We start from the raw sequence: 3,176 nt of genomic DNA on the forward strand, positions 1-3,176 counted from the left end.
AGATAACCCCATTAATCCCTAACTGCTCTTTTCCAGCTTGATACCCCTGTTACTGATGTAACTGACCAGGGACTCCTCGTCAGGGAAGTGCTTTTCCACCAGGGCCAGGTGCTCCTCCAGCAAGCTTTGGCTGTGACCGGTGATGCGCATCATTGCCGAGGTGGGGACACGGTAATAGCGCAATAGCAGCACCCGATCAAACAACCGCAGGTAGTTGTCCACCGCCTCGGGGGTGTGGTAGATCCTCCGAGCAATCTCCTGTGTGGTTAGCCCCTCCAGGGCCATCTCCACCACCAGGGCCTTGTGGGTCAGGGTGCGGCCCATGTCCAGCACCGTGCCTGCGGTGGGTAGGAGGACACCGAAGCGTTCGTGGTAGGCCTCCAGGAGCTGCCGGATGAGGCTGGGGGAGATGCCCAGGAGCCACTCCAGGTCCAGGGTAGTTAAGACACCATCCTGCCGCCAGGCTTCAGCGGTAATCCGTTCGATCTGCCGTATTTTAAGCCTCTTCAGATCGGCGGTGGTGTTGAGGGGCCAGTGTTGTTCCTCCGGTGTTAGTAAGGTGAGTACTACCGGCTGAAAGAGCCTGGGGTCGGTACGCCTGGATTTCCTGGTCCCGTGGGCCAGCCACACCAGTTGGCCGGGGTCCAGTTCCTCCACCCTGGGGCAGCACCAGGTGTAGAGCCTGGCTGCCAGGGTAACCATCCCTTCGGCCTGGGCGGGCCTGGCACCCCACTGGTCCACCAGGGTGGCTATGGCCGGTTTCAGGGCTTCCGGCGGGATTTCTCCCCCAACGTGCTGGCGGCCTCCTGGCTTTAGCGTTTCAGCATCCAGGGGGCTTTCGGGCAGTACCTCCGCACTTTTACCACCGCGCTTCAGGGAAAGTTCGGCCTGGTTGACGAGATGCCAGAGGTCTTCCACACTGGCGCCGGGGTTTAGCTCCTTTAGCTTGGAGAACTGGAGCATTTCCAGTTCCCGGCGCACGGCCCGGGGAGAGCGGCCCTCTTTGAGGTGCGGCAATACCTCCTGGGTAAGGAGGGGGATCACGATTTTCCGGCCCCCCTGTTCCAGGAGGAGTTCCCCTGGTTTCAGGCGCCGGGTTTCCAGGTTCTTTTCCCAGGCCTCTATGGCCTGGTTGGTGGCCATACAGGCCGCCTCGGCCAGTTTTGAGGCCGGGGCTAGTTCAAAGCTTTCTTTTAGGTGAGCAGTTTGTACTGGCAATACATCCCTGGCAAGAAGGGTGGCGTAGCGGCTGTTTACACCCTTCTTGGCTTCCAAGAGTCTCATCCCCCCTATGCGGGTTAGTTTTTTTTAACCGGGTGGGCCTCGGCTAGGCGGCGGACCTTCGCCATCATGAAGGCGTAGTCGGGGCCGGAAAACTCCCGGTAGAGGTTGACGTGTTTTTCTACCAGCCTCCTGGAACAGCCCAGGACTTTCCTGATGGCCGGTACCGGCAGGCCCCTTTCCAGGAGGTAGGTGACCCGGGCGAAGTCCAGGAGGTAGTTCTCTATGGCTTCATAGCTGTGCCCGGTGCGCCGGACTATTTCGGTCTCGGTGTAGCCGTCCATGTAGAGGCGGATGATCTTATCGGCGTGGCTTAAGGCCGGTCCCATATCGGCTACCATACCCCTGGTGGGAACCACCACGCCTGGATGTTCCTTTAGCAAGGTCTGTACGGATTTGGTGGAGAGGCCCAATAGCAGGGCCAGATCCGGTTGGTTTAAGGTAGCCCCCTGGGACCTGGCCTGGGTGGCCAGGCGCAAAAGCCTGGTCCACTTAAGCGCCTCGGCGTTATCCCGGTTAGCCAGTTCCCAGTCCTCAGGGGTGACGTAATCCAGAACTACGGCTTTCAGTTCACACTGGGATAGTTTTTTGCCGGCCGGCTCCCGGTCGCTCACGGCCTGGTACACGATGGCTCCAGGGGCTCGTTCCTGCCTGTTCAGGCGGCTGGCCAGTTCCGCCAGTTCGTCCAAAAACTGCTCTACGGCTGCCGGGGAGTAGCCGTGCCGCCGGCGTAACAGTTCGGCAAAGGCTTGGCGGCTGCCGGTACCGGTGCCGGGTTGTCTTAAAGCTTCCTGGTCCAGGCCCAGTCGGGTGGCTATCCCCGGATCCTTCTCCCGGTGTCTGTTCCATATCTCCTGCCAGGCTTCCAAAAGCTCCGGCGGCTCCCGGAGCAGCCTTGCCAGTTCCGCCAGGGGTTGGTCCCGGTTTTGCACCAGTTCCTTGAAGCCCTGCCACCACCGCTGCCAGCGGCCGGTGCTGATAGCCAAATTCTTACGCAAAGAGGTGAGGTCCTCACCGCTTAAGTACCGGTCAATAGCCAGCGCCGCCCGGAGGTTCTGCATTAGCTGGCGGTTCTCTTTCTTCATCCCGGCCACCGGCAGCAAAACTCCTTGTTGCCAGAAGGATTGCAGGATGGCGCGAATGCCCCGGTGGGTCTGGGGGAACAGAACGCAAAGCCTGGGAGTGTCCAGAATGGCATCCTGGGCATAGGCCTCTTCGAGCAGGCGGGCCAGGCGGCCCCTCTGCAGAGCCACCGTCCCAAACTCGGCCATCAGCTCAATGTCTTCCTCGGCCACCACCGTTAGACTGACCAGCTTCTCCGGCTGGTTGGACCGGGAGCGCTTCTGGTGGTTCTCCCGGCCGGAGATGGCCGGAAAAACAATCTGGCCTAGAGTCCGGGTTAACAGATTTCGCTCCAGGTACTCCAAAACGTCTCGCGCCGCCAGGACGGCTTCTTCCAGGGCTACCTCCCGCCTGGTCCTGATCTCGCTGACCAGGTAGTTGAACAGCCCCTTGGCCTCCAGGGAAGCCGCCTGGGTGAGAATACGCTGGCGGAAAAAGGCAGGGCGACCCAACGCTTAATCCCTCGCTTGTCCAATATCTGCCTATTGGGTTCGCCGCCTTTAGCAGGTTTCCTGCTGGTTCGAAGCTCAATTTGCTCTTAAAGCCCTTCCAGGTTGGCGACTGGTTCCGCCCCTCCAGGCCACGGGTGGGGAGGAAATACACCTATTACCCGGCGGTCATGGTCCACCCGTGTCCTGGAAGGGCGGCTTAATAGCCAATTTCACCCCCACCAACCGGCTGCCACCGCTCCAGCCGGGGTGGAGGAACAAAATTTACATATGGTGACACTCAGTACTTCTTGCCAGGGAAAGGGAAGTGTGGGGTCATAGAAG

General features: G+C 60.2%; 2 protein-coding genes. Both read right to left on the reverse strand.

What is annotated here, in order from left to right; translation table 11 throughout:
- Positions 1-18 precede the first annotated feature (18 nt).
- Positions 19-1,275, reverse strand: coding sequence for a DUF1670 domain-containing protein (locus tag AC1BI1_RS15190; RefSeq protein WP_476718149.1), 1,257 nt, complete (start codon positions 1,273-1,275; stop codon positions 19-21).
- 23 nt (positions 1,276-1,298) lie between these two features.
- Positions 1,299-2,855 (reverse strand): DUF1670 domain-containing protein, encoded by a 1,557-nt coding sequence (locus AC1BI1_RS15195; RefSeq protein WP_476718150.1) that lies wholly within the window; start codon positions 2,853-2,855, stop codon positions 1,299-1,301.
- Positions 2,856-3,176 lie beyond the last annotated feature (321 nt).

This window comes from Thermanaeromonas sp. DSM 22490, assembly GCF_056378755.1.